Here is a 14,393-nt window from a genome sequence, read left to right as displayed (position 1 = left end):
ACCACCGTTCGACTTGCATGTATTAGGCCTGCCGCTAGCGTTCATCCTGAGCCAGGATCAAACTCTCCATTGTAAAATATTCCTACACCTAGGCGAACCTAGGCTGATGTCGAGTGCTATCCTTGCTCGTATTTGACGTTTTTAATTCGTGTCGTTTGGTTGTGTCACATTTAGCAGGCTTGCGCTTACTAGCGTGACTCCTCACGTTTTGTCTATTTCCAACATTCAAAGAACGATTGTTGCTTCCAATTGAGGCAACTTCGTGGGCTGTGTGAGCGGCCCGTTTCGCTGTTTGCAGCGCCCTGTTTGTGATTGGGAGTGCAAAGGTAGCTAAATTTTCTGACTTTCCAAATTTGAAGCGAAATATTTTTAAGTTTTTCTTTTCTCGTTTTTTAGTCTAACCGCCTCCTTTTGAAGCGGGATGCAAAGGTAAGGAGCACTTTTCCGACTTTGCAAGAGGTTTGAAAAATTTCTTTTTCTAGGTCTTGCGGAGGGGGCACGGTGCGTAAGACACGCGGGCCAGCCAGGTAGTTCCGTGGGTTTTGCTTTTTATCTGGGGAACTTGCGTTTTTCCAGGTTTCCAGCGGGCCTGTTGCCGTTTGGGACTGCAAAGGTAGAACGACTTTTTGGGCAAGCAAGCGGTGGCTTACGAAATAAGATGAGCTAGGGTTGTAAGTAGCTGGGTTTGGGAGAGAAAAATTTAATCGTCTTCCAGTGCCATCTTTCCATTGAATATCCCCTTGTTTATAGTGTATGATGCGCTTTCTTCAGCTTTGCTTTGGCTTACTACTCTTTGTGTCAGTATCCTACGGACAAACTATGCTGGGTATGGAAGCTATGCCAGCATCTGCTTTCACAAAGTGGATTGCTTCAACACCCAAAGCCTACGAAGGCGTTTACCACTTTGGGGAGTCGGAAGCCGAGTCAGATTTCGTGTTGGTGGTAAGCGGAGGGATTGTAACTGCTCAGATTCGCTCTGGTGAGTGGGCGACTAAGCCGGAGAGATGGCGGAAGGTTTATCAGACGCTTACTAACGTTAGAATTGTTGGCAATAAATTCTATTCAAAGGAGACTGAAGGGGACTTCGTACTATTTACTAGTGATGGAAAGAAGACTTATGGGCTGAGAATAGGTAAGCCTTGGAGCGGCTCAGTAGCAAGGGGGCAGCTTGAGGTTGGCGCGGGTATCGGTTCTTTCAGTACCTACTACGAGGGCACCTACCCACAGGCTTCTTACCAAGTATTGAAACCGGCCGACCTCAGTAAATACACCAAGGAGCAGTTGGCGCTGATGCGTAATGAAGTATTTGCTAGGTATGGGTACGCCTTTTCACGTAATGAGCAGATGCGGCGCTATTTTACCAAAAAGGAGTGGTACCAAGTAGAGAAGGTAGCTCTGGACTTGGTACTCACTCCTATTGAGAAGAAGAATCTGCTGACTATACAGGCAGCAGAAGCTCAGGCGGGGTTAGCGAAATAGCGTGCTCACGCGGTCGGGGCCGACGCTGACGATGCGAACGGGTACTTGCAGCTCCTTTTCGAGGAAGGCTAGGTAGTCTTGCAGGGGCTGGGGGAACTGGGCGGCGTCGGTGACGTGGGTGAGGTCGGTGTTCCAGCCGGGAATAGCCTGGTACTCGGGGGTGATGGTTTCGAGCTGGCCGGGGTCGGGCAGGTTGGCGGTGCTTTCGCCGGTGGCGGTGCGGTAGCGGGTGCAGGCCTGGATTTCGGCGAAGCCGTCGAGCACGTCGGCCTTCATGAGGTGCAGCTCGGTGACTCCGTTGAGCATGATGGCGTAGCGGAGGGCGGGTAGGTCTATCCAGCCGGTGCGGCGGGGGCGACCGGTGGTGGAGCCAAACTCGCGGCCAGCCTGGCGGATTTGCTCGCCGACTTCGTCGTGGAGCTCCGTGGGGAAGGGGCCACTGCCGACGCGGGTGCAGTAGGCTTTGGTGATGCCGTATACCTTGTCGATGTGGCGGGGTGCGATACCTAGGCCGGTGCAGGCACCGGCGGCGATGGTGCTCGACGACGTAACGTAGGGGTAGGTACCGAAGTCGATATCGAGCAGCGAGCCCTGGGCACCTTCGGCGAGAATACGCTTGCCTTGCTTCAACAGGTCGTTGAGGAGGTACTCGGTATCGATGATTTGGAGGGTGCGCAGGAACTCGATGGCGGAGAAGAAGTCGGCTTCGAACTCGGCAATTTCTAGCTCTTTGCCATAGTGGCCGGCAATGCTGGCGTGGTGGGCCACGGCTTCCTTATAGCGCTCCTGAAAATCGGGCAGCAGAATGTGGCTGACGCGCAGGCCCACACGACCGATTTTATCGGAATACGTAGGGCCGATACCTTTGAGGGTGCTGCCGATTTTGGTGTTGCCGCGGGCTTCTTCGCTGATGCGGTCGAGGGCACGGTGGCTGGGTAGGATGAGCTGGGCCTTTTTGGAAATGTAGAGATTTTGGCTCCAGTCTATTCCCCTATCGGTCAGCTTTTGCAACTCCCCGCGGAAAACTACGGGGTCGAGTACCACGCCATTGCCGACTACGTTGAGGATGTGGGGGTGAAAGATGCCGCTCGGCACCTGGTGCAGCACGTGCTTCTGGCCGTCGAAGGTGAGGGTGTGGCCGGCGTTGGGGCCGCCCTGGAAGCGGGCTACGGCATCGTAGGTGGGGGCGAGTACGTCAACTATTTTTCCTTTTCCTTCATCGCCCCACTGGAGGCCTACTAGTACGTCTACTGGCATTTTTTTGGTTGTTAGTGATTTCCTGAGGAGTCGCCTACCTAGGGAACCTTACCCCCCGGCCCCTCTCCAAAAAAAGAGGGGGAGCCTGACGAGGGCATTTTTATTGAGAGTTGAAATTTATGGCAAAAAAATAGCCGCCTAGGAGGCGGCTACGGTTAACTGTTGGCGGGCGGCAGCTTGGTCGGCGGCTACGGTGAAAATGTTGTTTAGCTTGGTGAGCGCCAGCATTTTCTTGGGGTGGTCGGCGGGGTTGATGAGCACCATTTCACCGCCGCGGCTGCGGAACTTGGTGAGCAGCGACACTAGCACACCGATACCGGTGCTGTTGATGTAGCGGATGCCCGAGAGGTCGACGGCGCAATTGGTGACGGCCTCGCCTAGGTACTCGTTTACCGAATCGAGGAGCTGCTGCGTGTCGGGGCTGCCGATGAGGTCGCCGGTGAGGGTGAGGTAGAGAACGCCGTCGGCGAGGGTGCTGGTGGTGGTCATCTACTTGGTGGGCTCGGGGGCGGGGTGGGCGGCAGCTTTGGCGCGGCAGTCGCCGCAAATGCCGTACAAATTTAGGGAGTGATGCAGAATATGAAAATTCAGCAGGTCGCCTACCATCGTTTGGATACCGTGGATGCGAGGGTCGCAGAACTCAACTACCTTGTGGCACTCGGTGCAGATAACGTGGTCGTGCTGGCGGTAGCCGTAGCTTTTTTCGTACTGCGCGAGGTTACGGCCGAACTGGTGCTTGCTTACAAGGCCTTGCTCGACAAGCAAATCCAGGGTATTGTATACCGTGGCACGGCTCACTTGTAGGTTGCGCTCCTTCATACCGGCATACAACTCCTCGACATCGAAGTGGCCCGAGCGGGCGTAGATTTCTTCGAGGATGGCGTAGCGCTCGGCGGTTTTGCGCAGGCCTTTATTTTCGAGGTGGGCGGTGAAGATTTTTTTGACTTCTTCGAGCCGGTCGGTATTCAGGGTGGCTTGGCTGGCGGCGCTGGGCGCATGGCGCGCGGCGTACCCGGTCTCGGTAGAGCCACCTAGGCTAGAGCCGGGGCCGCTGGTGGGCACCAGCGCAGGCGGGGCGTGGAGGTCGGTTTTCACGATAATTACTCGTTATATAGTATCGGTTGCTTGGCTAGTATTACTACAAAGCTACTACCGCTAAAATTCATACCTAGGCCGAGGCTACTCGGCCGTGGCCGGGCGGGCCAGGGCAGCCACAGCCAGACCCATGAGGGCGATGATGGCGAATGACACCCGCAAGCTGGTAGCACCCGCCACCAGCCCGATGAGCGGCGGCCCCAGCAAAAAGCCCGCGAAGCCCACCGTAGACACCGCTGCCAACGCTACGCCGGCCGGCATGGTGCGCGAACGGCCCGCCGCGCTGTACACCAATGGCACCACCGACGAGACACCTAGGCCTACTAGCATAAAGCCGACGGAGGCGACCAGCAATGTTGGAAACGCCACGGCCAGCGTCAGGCCTACCGTGGTGAGCAACCCGCTGAGCTGCAAGGTGCGCGCCCGGCCAAACTTATCGGTAAACCAATCGGCGATGAAGCGGCCGGTTGCCATAAAGGCCATGAAGGCCGAGAAGCCGAGGCCCACTTGCGCTTTTTCGGCCAGCACTACTTTTTTGAAATACACGCCGCTCCAATCGAACATCGTGCCTTCGGACAACAGCGAGCAAAAAGCCAATATTCCGAGAAGCATCAGGCCCTTATCAGGCAGTACAAACAGCGGCTGGTCGGCCGGGCTGGGGGCATCGGCGGGTACCAGGTAGGGGCGCATCAGGGCTACGCCCAACCAGATAAACGCAGCCATGCCCGTAAAATGTTGGAGTGGCGACACCCCCCAGCCTATCATGGCCGTACCGAGGGCCGCCCCTACAAAGCCCGCTAAGCTCCAGATACCGTGGAAGGTAGCCAAGATGGACTTGCCATAAATGGCCTCCACCCCTACCCCCTGGGTATTGACGCTGATATTGGCCATGTTGCTACCGAAGCCGAACAGCACCAAGGCGGCCAGCAGTTGCGGCACGTTTTGGGCAAGGCCCAGCAGGGGCAGCGCGCCCGAGTAGAGCAGCACGGCCAGCACCGTCATGGTGCGGCTGCCGTGCTTGGCCACCAGCCAGCCCGTAATGGGCAGCGACGCGATGAGGCCCACCGGCACCGCCAGCAGCACGCCACCCAACTCGGTTTCGGAGAGATGTAGCTTTTGCTGCACCGTGGGGATACGCGAGGCCCAAGTCGAAAAACACAGACCTTGCAATAAAAAGGAGGCGCTCACGGCCAGCCGGTGCACGTGGCGAGGCCGCGAGGCGACAATGGAAGCTTGCATACGAATGACTACGTCCGGCGGGCGCAGTAGCCTAGGTACCGATACGACCCAAAGCTTTAAATAAGACGACTATTACGGATAAAGAGCGAGCTGGGAATTCCTGCTACGGGTAGTAACAGCGGATAGAATTACATTTCGAAATACAGCGGGTAATGATTGGCGCAGCCGGGGTTAAACGCAGCCTGACATACCGGGCAGGCATTCTCACAAGCTAAGTACTCGCTGATGCTTAGTGTACTACGGCAGTTGCCGCACAAAATGGCTTCGGCAGTGCGCTCAGTTTTCCTCCACACAACCGGCGCGTGGCCAGCTAGTTCGTTGTGGCACTCGATGCAGGCATAAAACGTGTCGCAGCACTTGTGCTTGATGGCAATAATATCGCGCTCGGAGTGGTAATGCGCGCACTGCGTGCGCGCATTCACGTCGCGACCGTGGACGGATAAAACTGTATTTGCCATTACGAATCAAACCGCTCTACTTGCAACAAGCCGTTTACCCGCACTAGCCGCTGAATGAGCTTATTCAGGTGGTCGGTATCATTTACGAAAACTAATATTTGACCTTCAAAAAAACCATCGTTCGCTTCCACGGTGATAGAGCGCATGTTCACCTTCAAGGATGTAGAAATGATGCGCGTGATATCATTCACAATACCAACCCGGTCGGAGCCTTTGAAACGGATGCCGGCCAGGAAGGCTAGTTCGAGCTGGTCGGTCCACTTAGCACGCACGATGCGGTTGCCGTAGTTCGACATGAGGTCGACGGCACGGTGGCAGCTGGTGCGGTGGATGATGAGGCCGGTTTCGGTTTCGAAGCCGAATACATCGTCGCCAGGGATGGGGTTGCAGCAGCGCGCCAGGCTGTGGTTAAACTTATCGGTGCGCTCCCCCACCACCAGCATGTTGGGGTGCAAGCCCCTGATTTTTTGAATCTCGCTGTCAAATTTCTTCGGCTCCAATACCGAAGGACGGGGCGACAAAATACCCTCCTGCCGAAACAATGGCTCCCGGATTTCGCGGCCATCGAGCAGGCCCATTGCTAGGCGGTAGTAGAATTCCTGGGCGGTGGGCACGTTGAAATACGTCAGTACCCGCTGAAAATTTTCGGGGGTATTATCAACCCCAATCAGCTCTAACCGCTTCTCGTAGATAAATTTACCATCGTCGGCCTTCGAGCGCTTGTCGTCGCGCAGGTAGTCTTTAATGCGCGTCTTGGCCTTGCTGGTAATCACATAGTTGAGCCAGTCGGCAGTCGGCTTCTGCTTGTGCGAGGTCAAAATCTCGACTTGGTCGCCGTTGCGCAGCTTGTAGCTGAAAGGTTCTAGTTTTTGGTTGACTTTGGCACCTAGGCAGCGCAGGCCAATGTGCGTATGGATATCAAAGGCAAAATCGAGCGCCGTCGCCTTTTCGGGCAGAATGATGAGTTTGCCCTTGGGCGTAAAGGTGTAAACCTCCTTCACGAAGAGGTTTTGCCGGAATTCCTCCATGAATTCCAGCGCGCTGGTGTTGTTAGTTTCCAGCATTTCGCGCACGCGGTTCACCCAGGCTTCGAGGGTGCTTTCGGGCTGGAGGCTGCCGGTATCCTTGTATTTCCAATGGGCGGCGTAGCCTTTTTCGGCAATGTCATCCATACGCCGGGTGCGGATTTGCACCTCTACCCACTGGCCGGGGTGCGACATCACAGTGGTGTGCAGGCTCTCGTAGCCGTTGGCCTTGGGCGTGCTCACCCAGTCGCGCAGGCGGTCGGGGTTGGGCTGATAAAAGTCGGTTACGATAGAATAGACCTGCCAGCAAGCGGCCTTTTCCTGGTCGTGCGGCACATCGAGAATGATGCGAATGGCAAACAGGTCGTATACCTCCTCAAAGGTTACGTTTTGCTTGCGCATCTTCTTGAGAATCGAATAGATGCTTTTGGGCCGACCTTTTATCTCGTAGCTAAAGCCCTGCGCTTTCAGCTCCTCATCAATGGGCTGCACAAACTCCTTGATGAAGCGATTGCGGGCGCTCTGGCTCTGCTTGACCTTGCCACGCAGGTCGTTGTAAATCTCCGTATCGGTGTACTTGAGGTGCAGGTCTTCGAGCTCCGTTTTGATGGCGTAAAGACCTAGGCGGTGCGCCAACGGAGCATAGAGATAGATGGTTTCCGACGCGATTTTGAGCTGCTTGTGGCGCGGCATCGAGTCGAGCGTACGCATGTTGTGCAGGCGGTCGGCGAGCTTAATGAGGATAACGCGCACGTCTTCGCTCAGCGTGAGCAGCATTTTGCGGAAGTTCTCGGCTTGCTCGCTCGTGCCCTGCTCGAAGACGCCCGAAATCTTGGTCAGCCCGTCCACAATACGGGCCACTTTGGGGCCAAAATCGCGCTCGACATCGCTGATTTCGGTGGGTGTGTCTTCTACTACGTCGTGCAGCAGCGCCGCCACGATGCTGGTAGTACCTAGGCCTATTTCCTCTACCGCAATCTGGGCCACGGCCAGTGGGTGCAGGATGTAGGGCTCGCCCGACTTGCGGCGCATGTCTTTGTGCGCTTCGAGGCTTTGATTAAAAGCTTTTTTAATCAGCTTAGCATCATTGCCTTGCAGGTAGGGCTTGGCGGTGCGGAGCAGGCGGCGATACTGGCGCAGAATTTCTTGGCGCTCAGCTTCGAGGTCGATAACAGGAGACATAGTACTATACCTAACGATAAGCGGGGCAGAAAAGTAGCGCGAATTTTATGGTTCGCGTTCGGACAGGATGCACAAATAAACGCGAACTACAAAGTTCGCGCTACGCACAACTCTTGCATAGCTACGAAATGCTATGTACCTTTGCGGCCCCGCAGCGAATGGCGACGGGCACCTCAACAAGCGGATGTGGCGAAATTGGTAGACGCGCCAGATTTAGGCTCTGGTTCCTTACGGTGTGTGGGTTCGAGTCCCTCCATCCGCACTTGTTTTTAACAAAACAGGCCCCTGGCTAAGTAGTTAGGGGCTTTTTTTTTAACCTTTCCCGACTGGCAAGCACCAGCTTGCTCCCACCGTTTTGAATATTACGCTTGACCGCAATGAGGAGCAGCTAACCGGGCTGCTGAACGTGCATCTCGACGAGGCTGACTATAGCGATGCTGTAGAAAAGCAAATCAAGGAAACCAGCAAAAAAGCGCAATTCAAAGGTTTCCGCCCCGGTAAAGTTCCGGCTGGCTTGGTGCGCAAAATGTACGGCAAGGGTATTTTGGCCGACGAAATCAATCGCCTGCTGGGTCAGAGCGTGGATTCGTACCTGAAGGACAACAACGTAAAAATCCTGGGCGAGCCGATTCCGGTTCCTAGCGATGTCGATTTTGACACCGCCAAGTCGTTTGACTTCCAGTTTGAGCTGGGCCTGCTGCCCGACTTCGAGCTACCCGCTGACCAGCAGCTAGAGATTAAGCGCTCGGCCGTGAGCATCGACGATGCCACGCTGGCGGAGACCAACGAGCAGATTATCCGCCAATTTGGCGAAACCACCAACCCCGAAGCTTCGGAAGCCAACGACTACCTGCTGGGCAAGCTGAAAAAGGCTGGCGAGGAAGGCGAAGGCCAGAACGTCCTGCTACCCATCAACAAGGTGACGAGCGGCCAGGAGCAATTCGTGGGCGTGAAAGCCGGCGACACCGTGACGTTCGACCTGAGCGTGGCTTTCGGCGGTGACGCCAGCGCCATCCGCAACTTCACCGGCATGAGCCGCGAGGAAGCTGGCCAGGTTTCGGGCGACTACACGCTAGAGGTTGAGAAAATCAACCGCACGGCTGCCCCCGAGGAAAACCAAGAGCTGTTCGATAAAGTATTTGGCCCCGAGACGGTTTCTTCGAAAGAGGAGTACGACGCCAAAATCCGCGAGACGATTCAGCAGAACTACGACCGCGAGTCGGATAACCTGGTGAACCGCAAGCTCATCGACGCGCTGATTGACAACACGACCATTCAGATTCCGACTGAGTTCTTCAAGAAGTGGCTGGTGCGCGCCAACGAAGGCAAGCTCGACGCCGCTACCGTAGAGCAGCACTACTCGGACTACGAGCGCGAGCTGAAGTGGAGCCTTATCCGCAACAAAGTGGTAGAAGACATGGGCCTCAAAGTAGAGACCGATGAAATCCGCAACCGCGTGCTGGACAAAATCCTAGGTCAGTTTGGCGGCGGCATGCAGCTGACCGACGAAATGCGCCAAGGCATGGTAGGCTTTGCTGACAACTACCTGAAGCAGGAGAACGGCAAAAACTACGTGCAGGAGTACGAGGCCATTCTGGCAGAGAAAGTAGTGGAAGCCCTCCGTGGCAAAGTTGTTGTTACGGATGAACCCGTAACGGCCGAAGAATTCCGCAACCAAAACGAGGGGTAATTCCTTAGCTTTGATTGAAATTAAAAAAGCCTTTACGCCTCGCGTAAAGGCTTTTTTGTTGGTGTAGTGCGAACACTTTGTAGTACACGTTTCTCCCTGATGAGACGCGGGCTACAAAGTCCGCACAATACACAACATTCGGCCGCCGCGTCCGTCTTTTGTTTTTGAACACGGGCCAGCGCAAGCTTACCCTACATTTTTACCCAATGCTGAATAAACAAGAATTTCGCAAATTTGCCGTTAAGCACCAAGGGCTTAACGGGTTGGGTGTTGACCAATACATTCAAAGTGTAGAAGGCCAGACCCGCAACGGGCTGATACTGCCCACCGGCATGACCCGCTCGGTAATTGAGGAGCGCCCCACGCGCTTCGCGGAGATTGACGTATTCTCGCGCCTCATCATGGACCGCATCGTGTTCCTAGGTACGGCCGTAGACGACTATATCGCCAACATCCTGACGGCGCAGATGCTGTTCCTGGAATCGGTTGATGCGAAGAAAGATATCCTGCTGTACATCAACTCGCCCGGCGGCTCGGTATACGCTGGCCTCGGCATCTACGACACCATGCAGTACGTGAACCCTGACGTAGCTACCATCTGCACGGGCCTCGCGGCTTCGATGGGTGCCGTGTTGCTGGCTGGCGGCGCTGCTAATAAGCGCTCGGCCCTGCCCCACGCTCGTGTGATGATTCACCAGCCTTCAGGCGGCGCGCAGGGCCAGTCGACGGATATCGAAATTACGGCCCGCGAGATTCTGAAGCTCAAGAAGGAGCTGTATGACATTCTGGCAAAACACTCGGGCAAAACCTACCAGGAAATCTACGACAACTCGGAGCGCGACTACTGGATGCGTGCCGATGAGGCCAAAGAGTACGGCCTGATTGACGAAGTGCTGGAGAAGAAAGCCGCCTAAATAGCGGATTTCGCAGATGACGCCCGCCGGTGGCGGGCTGACTAAGTGAGATAAAAATGCCCTGGCTTTGCGGCCAGGGCATTTTTTGTTGCGCGGACTTTGTATTCCGCGTTCGTCTGCCATTCCATTGGGTGCTCGCTATCGCACGCGGACTACAAAGTCCGCGCAACTGTGGCTACTTCCAGCCCAGCGCCTGCTTGATGCGGGCGTAAATCTCCGTGTTCTGGTACATGCCAGTGAACAGCTCGCTGCCGGGGCCATAGGCGAAGACGGGAACCATGACGGCGGAGTGCTTATTGGTGGCAAAGCGGGCGGTTACCTGGCCTTCGGTCATGCCCCCGTCGATGATGCTGTAGCCGCCGGTTTCGTGGTCGGCGGTGACTACTACTAGAGTTTCGCCGTTGGCGGCGGCGAAGGCAAAGGCGCGGCCTACCTGCTGGTCGAAGTCGAGGACTTCCTGCACATTGTAGGTTGTGTTGTTGAAGTGGCCAGCGTCGTCGATTTGCGAGCCTTCAATCATCAGGAAAAAGCCGTTTTTATTGCGGCCGAGCAGGTCGAGGGCTTTAGTTACGCCTAGGGTCATGTAGGCAGCGGTGCGCTCGGGCATGCGGGGCGGGCCGGTTTCGGCAAGCAGGGCGATGGACTTGGGCGAAGTGAGCGCCTGGGCGGCGGCGGGCGTGGTAGCCACCTGGTAGCCCTGGGCACGGTACCGAGCCAGCAGGTCTACGCCATCTTGGCGGTGGGCGAAGTACTTGAGGCCGCCGGCATACATAAAGTCGATGGGTGCGGCGGGGAATTTGGCCGCGATGGCCTCGGGCTGGTTGCGGTCAGGGTGCGTGATGGCAAATGCGGCGGGGGTGGCGTCGGTCAGTTCGCAGCCCGCTACCAGGCCGGTGGACTTGCCGTGCTCCCGCGCATCCCACATGATGCTGCGGAAGGTATGGCCCGCCGAATCGACGCCTAGGGCACCGTTGTAGGTCTTGTGGCCGGTAGCCATAGCGGTAGCACTGGCGGCCGAGTCGGTAATCTTACCGTACTGGTTGCAGGTAATGGACAGGCCGGTGGCCTGCGCCTGCTGCATATAAAGCTGGCCGTGATTGGCGATGAGGCCACCCGTGACCTGGGTTGGGCCCATGCCATCGCCAATCAGGAGAATGATATTTTTAATCGGCTTCCTAGGTCCGGTGTAAGGCTTGAGTGCGGGTACGGCGTAGGCAGGCTTCGCGGCGGTGTACTCGCGCTTGTAGAGTGGCTCTTCAGCGGGCGGGGCTTTATCGGGCTGGTGCTTGATGGCCTCGATAACGGCGCTGCGGGCGGGGGGCGTGGCGGACGTTTGGGCGCGGGCAGTGGCAGGCAGGCCGCAGGCTAGCAGCAGTAGCTTATAATTTAGCTTGGTCATCAATAACTTGTTTTAGTTCGGCTAGCTCGTCGGCCCCGACCAACACGGCGGGGTAATGGAGCAGGGCGGCCCACACGGCGCGGCGCTGGGCGGGCGTGGCAGCAGGCGTATTCCAAAAGCGGATTTTTTGGCCGGTGCGCTGAGCCTCGTCATTCCAGGCGCGGAGGTGGGCGGCCTCGGCAGCGGGCATAGCCCCTAGGCCGTTCCACTTGAAATAGGTGGCCCAGTCGCCATTGACGGTGCAGATGCGGGCAGATTGGGCAGCACCTAGGTCGGCTAGCTGGCCATCCAGAAATACCAGCGCCTCAGGGTCGGCTAGCACCTCGGCGCGGGGGTAGCCGCCGGTGAGGATGACGCGCACGCCGGCCGGGCGCGGGTGGCGGGGCGTGGAAAGCAGGTCGCGGTAGCGGGCCAATACCTGCCGCAGCCGGGTGTAGGTAGCTGGGCCATCGTTCTTGAAATCAACAAACAGCCACAGCTCGGTGGGCTGGGTGTAGAAACTTTGCGTTTGCTGGATTTTGCGCAGCGGGTCGAGATAAAGGCTTTGCAGCGTATTGGCGCGGCGCAGGGCGGCGCGCTCGTGGCCGACTTGCAGGGTCGTATCGATTAGGAATACGTCGGCTTCTACGCTTTTGAAGCCTAGCTGGAGAGCGTCATAGAGTGGGTGTGGGCGCCAATAGTCGTTGTGCGAGTGGCCTTGGTTCAGAGGCTGGGCCGGGTGGAAGGTGGGTAGGAGGACTAGGAGGGCGGCGAGGAGGAGTTTCATGGTTTTTTGGCTCGCCTTGCGTGAACCTCACCCCCTAGCCCCCTCTCCAAAAAAGAGGGGGAACTAGCTCTAGCTCTAGCTCTAGCTCTAGCTCTAGTTTTTAGCTCTAGAATTAGAAACTAGTCCCCCCTCTTTTTTGGAGAGGGGGCTAGGGGGTGAGGTTCACGCAAGGCGAGGTTTCGATATAAGAAACGCGCGGACCCGCAGGGCCCACGGTACGGCGCTACCAGCCTTGGTTTTGCTGAATCTGCGAGTTCACTACGTCATTCGGCGGGATGGGCCACACGTTGTGGATGGCGGGGTTGAAGGTGCGGGCGGGCCACACGGTCACGACCGTATAGGTCGAGTTGGGGTCAGTTTTGTTGGTGTAGTCGCGGCCGCGCTGTACGCGGGCGTAGGTGGCCTGGGCATCGCCCCAGCGCACAAGGTCGGCGTGGCGGTCGGCAAACTCGCCGGCCAGCTCTACGCGGCGCTCCTGCTTAAGGTCGGCGAGGGTGGCGTTGGTTTTGGGGGTGAGGCCGGCGCGCTGGCGCACGGCGTTGAGGGCTGCGTCGCCGCTCTTGCCCTGGCGGATTTGGGCCTCGGCCTTCAGCAGCAGCACCTCGGCGTAGCGCATGAGGGGCACGTTGAGGTCGGTAGTGGGCTTGTCGCCGTTGGCGTTGATATGGTCGCTAACGGGCGTGGTGAAGGGGTCCATGTACTTGCTGAACTGGAAGCCCGTGAGCGAGTTGCTGGAGGCGTAGCGGCGCGTTTGGCCCAGGTACTGGAAGGTGTCACCGAAGGTCATGACGGTAGCCTCACGGCGCGGGTCACCGGTCTCAAAGGCTTGGTACAGTTCCAGCGTGGGGTGGAAGTAGCCCCAGCCGTTGTACTGGCCCCAGCCCTTATTTTCGAGCAGCACGCCGGGCAGAATGCTGCCATCTTGCTTGCCCGATACTACCGACCAGATGTATTCCTTCGACCAGTTATTACTGATAGTAAATACATTGTGAAAATCCTTGCTGGGCTGGCCGGTATTGATGAGCCCGCGGCCCGAGCCCGAGTTGGCCACGGCGTCGGCGGCAGTTTCGGCGGCGGCCCACTTGGTGTTGTCGTACTGCGCCCAGTACACGTAGGTTTTGGTGAGGTAGGCCAAGGCGGCGTCTTTGTGGGCGCGGCCTAGGTCGGCGGCCTGGTACGTGGTGACGAGCGGCAGCAAGTCGGCAGCTTTTTTAAAGTCCTGCTCCATCAACTGGAAGTTCTCGACCACACTGGCGGGGCGCGGAAACAGCGCTTGGTCCATGTTGGCCTCGGTCACGATGGGCACGCCGGCGCGCTGGTCGCCGTAGCGGGTGGCGATGTGGAAATAGCTGAACGCCCGCATAAAATACGCCTCTCCTAGGATGCGATTCTTGAGGTTGGCGCTGATATTCATGCCCGGCACGTTTTTGAGCACCTCGTTGCAGCGCCGAATCACGCGGTACGAGTAGCCGTACATCTTGTTAATGTCGCCCTCCGAGCCGGTGGCCGTGAAGTTGCGGGTGGCGGCGGCGGTGGCGCGGGTGCGGCCGGTCACCATATCGTCGGAGGCATTGATGAGCCAGAAGAAGCCCCGGCCGAACATGTCATCGTTGTTCATGTAGCCATACAGGGCCGTGGAGGCGGCCACCGCATCGGCCTCGCTCTGCCAAAAATTGGCATACGTGACCGTACCCTGGGGCGTGAGGTCGGTAAACTGGTCTTTGCAGCCGGCGGCAGTGCCGAGGAGCAGAGCAGCGCAGAGGTAAGTGGAGAATTTCATAATTGAGTAACTGTTAAATCGTTTATTATCAAGGCCCACCGGCCGTGTTACCCCACCCCCGGCCCCTCCCCTCCGGGAGAGGGGAGCCTGACGACCAAGTGAGGTTCCT

General features: G+C 57.3%; 12 protein-coding genes, 1 tRNA gene and 1 rRNA gene. 4 read left to right on the top strand and 10 right to left on the bottom strand.

Annotated elements, in window-relative coordinates; translation table 11 throughout:
• Positions 1–73: ribosomal RNA gene (locus VFO93_RS11490) — 16S ribosomal RNA — on the bottom strand; the annotation flags it as partial.
• A gap of 680 nt (positions 74–753) precedes the next feature.
• Here VFO93_RS11490 and VFO93_RS11485 point away from each other — a divergent pair.
• Positions 754–1,479, top strand: coding sequence for a YARHG domain-containing protein (locus VFO93_RS11485; RefSeq protein ID WP_325134514.1), 726 nt, complete (start codon positions 754–756; stop codon positions 1,477–1,479).
• Here VFO93_RS11485 and VFO93_RS11480 read toward each other — a convergent pair.
• From VFO93_RS11480 to VFO93_RS11460, 6 genes are all read right to left on the bottom strand, one after another.
• Entirely contained in the window at positions 1,468–2,736 is a 1,269-nt protein-coding gene (locus VFO93_RS11480; RefSeq protein WP_325134513.1) for an adenylosuccinate synthase, read from the bottom strand. The two genes, VFO93_RS11485 and VFO93_RS11480, sit on opposite strands and share 12 nt — an antisense overlap.
• Before the next feature lie 138 nt (positions 2,737–2,874).
• Complete coding sequence (locus VFO93_RS11475; protein ID WP_198991471.1) at positions 2,875–3,225, bottom strand: STAS domain-containing protein; 351 nt, start codon at positions 3,223–3,225, stop codon at positions 2,875–2,877.
• A complete protein-coding gene (locus VFO93_RS11470; RefSeq protein ID WP_325134515.1) occupies positions 3,226–3,705 on the bottom strand; it encodes a transcriptional repressor in 480 nt (159 codons plus the stop codon). It lies immediately after the preceding gene.
• 210 nt (positions 3,706–3,915) lie between these two features.
• Positions 3,916–5,070 carry an MFS transporter gene (locus VFO93_RS11465; RefSeq protein WP_325134512.1) on the bottom strand — a complete coding sequence of 385 codons (1,155 nt, stop codon included), beginning with the start codon at positions 5,068–5,070 and terminating at the stop codon, positions 3,916–3,918.
• 128 nt (positions 5,071–5,198) lie between these two features.
• Entirely contained in the window at positions 5,199–5,528 is a 330-nt protein-coding gene (locus VFO93_RS22360) for a CHY zinc finger protein (protein WP_414653570.1), read from the bottom strand.
• On the bottom strand, positions 5,528–7,735 hold the full coding sequence (locus tag VFO93_RS11460; RefSeq protein WP_325134511.1) for a RelA/SpoT family protein: 2,208 nt from the start codon (positions 7,733–7,735) through the stop codon (positions 5,528–5,530). The genes VFO93_RS22360 and VFO93_RS11460 overlap by 1 nt, the downstream gene beginning before the upstream one ends.
• Positions 7,736–7,915: 180 nt before the next feature.
• On the opposite strand from VFO93_RS11460, the gene VFO93_RS11455 reads away from it, so the two are divergent.
• The 3 genes from VFO93_RS11455 to VFO93_RS11445 all read left to right on the top strand — a co-directional run bounded on the left by VFO93_RS11455 (position 7,916) and on the right by VFO93_RS11445 (position 10,339).
• Positions 7,916–7,997: transfer RNA gene (locus VFO93_RS11455), tRNA-Leu, on the top strand.
• Between the two features lie 93 nt (positions 7,998–8,090).
• Positions 8,091–9,425, top strand: coding sequence for a trigger factor (tig, locus tag VFO93_RS11450; protein WP_325134510.1), 1,335 nt, complete (start codon positions 8,091–8,093; stop codon positions 9,423–9,425).
• 206 nt (positions 9,426–9,631) lie between these two features.
• Positions 9,632–10,339 (top strand): ATP-dependent Clp protease proteolytic subunit, encoded by a 708-nt coding sequence (locus VFO93_RS11445; RefSeq protein ID WP_325134509.1) that lies wholly within the window; start codon positions 9,632–9,634, stop codon positions 10,337–10,339.
• Positions 10,340–10,514: 175 nt separating this feature from the next.
• Here the strand turns inward: VFO93_RS11445 and VFO93_RS11440 are convergent, their stop codons facing one another.
• The 3 genes from VFO93_RS11440 to VFO93_RS11430 form a co-directional block, all read right to left on the bottom strand.
• A complete protein-coding gene (locus tag VFO93_RS11440) occupies positions 10,515–11,738 on the bottom strand; it encodes an alkaline phosphatase (RefSeq protein WP_325134508.1) in 1,224 nt (407 codons plus the stop codon).
• Positions 11,719–12,504, bottom strand: coding sequence for a hypothetical protein (locus VFO93_RS11435; RefSeq protein ID WP_325134507.1), 786 nt, complete (start codon positions 12,502–12,504; stop codon positions 11,719–11,721). The genes VFO93_RS11440 and VFO93_RS11435 overlap by 20 nt, the downstream gene beginning before the upstream one ends.
• Positions 12,505–12,727: 223 nt before the next feature.
• Entirely contained in the window at positions 12,728–14,284 is a 1,557-nt protein-coding gene (locus VFO93_RS11430) for a RagB/SusD family nutrient uptake outer membrane protein (RefSeq protein WP_325134506.1), read from the bottom strand.
• Positions 14,285–14,393: the final 109 nt, after the last annotated feature.

It is taken from the genome of Hymenobacter sp. (assembly GCF_035709525.1).
In the GTDB taxonomy this organism is placed as follows: Bacteria; Bacteroidota; Bacteroidia; order Cytophagales; family Hymenobacteraceae; genus Hymenobacter.
Note: the sequence above shows the minus strand (reverse complement) of the source record. Positions and strands in the feature narration are given on the sequence as shown.

Excerpts from the sequence above, each read along its gene's own strand:
- VFO93_RS11435 (WP_325134507.1), bottom strand. The coding sequence starts at position 12,504 with ATGAAACTCCTCCTCGCCGCCCTCCTAGTCCTCCTACCCACCTTCCAC.
- VFO93_RS11445 (WP_325134509.1), top strand. The coding sequence starts at position 9,632 with ATGCTGAATAAACAAGAATTTCGCAAATTTGCCGTTAAGCACCAAGGG.
- VFO93_RS11465 (WP_325134512.1), bottom strand. The coding sequence starts at position 5,070 with ATGCAAGCTTCCATTGTCGCCTCGCGGCCTCGCCACGTGCACCGGCTG.
- VFO93_RS11475 (WP_198991471.1), bottom strand. The coding sequence starts at position 3,225 with ATGACCACCACCAGCACCCTCGCCGACGGCGTTCTCTACCTCACCCTC.
- VFO93_RS11460 (WP_325134511.1), bottom strand. The coding sequence starts at position 7,735 with ATGTCTCCTGTTATCGACCTCGAAGCTGAGCGCCAAGAAATTCTGCGC.
- VFO93_RS11440 (WP_325134508.1), bottom strand. The coding sequence starts at position 11,738 with ATGACCAAGCTAAATTATAAGCTACTGCTGCTAGCCTGCGGCCTGCCT.
- VFO93_RS11480 (WP_325134513.1), bottom strand. The coding sequence starts at position 2,736 with ATGCCAGTAGACGTACTAGTAGGCCTCCAGTGGGGCGATGAAGGAAAA.
- VFO93_RS11485 (WP_325134514.1), top strand. The coding sequence starts at position 754 with ATGATGCGCTTTCTTCAGCTTTGCTTTGGCTTACTACTCTTTGTGTCA.
- VFO93_RS11430 (WP_325134506.1), bottom strand. The coding sequence starts at position 14,284 with ATGAAATTCTCCACTTACCTCTGCGCTGCTCTGCTCCTCGGCACTGCC.
- VFO93_RS22360 (WP_414653570.1), bottom strand. The coding sequence starts at position 5,528 with ATGGCAAATACAGTTTTATCCGTCCACGGTCGCGACGTGAATGCGCGC.